A 1,320-nucleotide genomic window follows, 5' to 3' on the forward strand; every position below is an offset into this window, starting at 1 on the left:
TATTTGGTTAGAAAAATTAGGGTATTCGGTTAAAAACCTTGCTGATGGAAAAGGTTTTACTTTCAGTTTTAAAAAAGAATATGGCTTAGTGACCTGTGATTTGGCAGGTAATGCTTTAGCAATGCAGTTAGGTGAAGAATTTGAGGATCACTTAAAAGCATAAACCTAAGCTAGTTTATATACTATTTTTATAGTGTAGATAACTCAAAAGTTCTGCTTTTTAAAAAGTAGTTCTATACGAAAATTTGCGAAATTTTTATACTGGCTTTCCTTAATAACTATTAATGAGTAGATAGTTTTTAAATTATATTTTTTGATCATTAAATAATAAAACCTGTAGCACAGCACCTCTCCCGATTTGCCAGTTGCTACAGGTTTTTATTTCGAATTAAAAATTAAATAATTAATTCGTTTTCGATTTGCGTAATGCTTTATCTAGAACATCCTTGTCCAGAGCTTTGTCCCAACGGGCAACCACAATGGTTGCACATGCATTACCAATTAAATTGGTTAATGCACGACACTCCGACATAAAACGGTCAATACCTAAAATAAGCGCCATACCTGCCACTGGTACAGCAGGTACTACCGATAAAGTAGCTGCGAGTGTAATAAAGCCTGCGCCCGTTACCCCTGCCGCACCTTTAGAACTCACCATTGCCACTAAAAGCAATGCAACCTGCTCACCAATTGATAAATCAACATTACATGCTTGTGCAATAAATAAAGCCGCCATAGTCATATAGATGTTAGTTCCATCAAGGTTAAATGAGTAACCTGTCGGAATGACAAGACCTACTACAGATTTTTCACAACCTGCTTTTTGCATTTTATCCATTAAAGATGGTAAAGCAGCTTCAGAAGAGCTTGTACCTAAAACTAACCAGAGTTCGTCTTTGATGTAACGAATTAAATCGATAATTGAAAAGCCATTGTAGCGTGCTACAGCCCCTAAAATGATTAATACGAACAGCACTGCCGTGATATAGAAAGTCATAATCAATAGTAATAAATTACCGATTGATTCGATTCCATACGCACCGATAGTAAATGCCATAGCACCAAAAGCTCCAATTGGTGCAAGTTTCATTAACATGCCAACCAAATAGAAAACCGGAGCCGTGAGGTTATTTAAAAAATCAGTAATTGGACGTGCACGGTCACCCAATGCAGCTAAAGAAATACCAAATAGGACTGCCACAAATAGAACCTGCAAAATTTCACCACCAGCAAGCGGACTCACTAATGTTTGCGGGATAATATTCATGAAAAAATCAGTGATATTTGTAGCATGAGCCTTTTCAACGTAACTATTTACTT

The 1,320-nt window shown here is 36.4% G+C and carries 2 protein-coding genes; one reads left to right on the forward strand and one right to left on the reverse strand.

The genetic code is table 11. The features are described 5' to 3' along the window. The first annotated feature begins 1 nt into the window (after position 1). Positions 2-163 carry a hypothetical protein gene (locus VXQ92_RS18420; RefSeq protein ID WP_416682783.1) on the forward strand — a complete coding sequence of 54 codons (162 nt, stop codon included), beginning with the start codon at positions 2-4 and terminating at the stop codon, positions 161-163. Between the two features lie 240 nt (positions 164-403). On the opposite strand, the gene VXQ92_RS18425 is transcribed toward VXQ92_RS18420, so the two are convergent. Next, the coding region (locus tag VXQ92_RS18425; RefSeq protein WP_416682782.1) for a cation:dicarboxylate symporter family transporter at positions 404-1,320 on the reverse strand (917 nt) is incomplete at its 5' end.

The sequence above is a fragment of the Acinetobacter sp. 228 genome, from assembly GCF_048147885.1.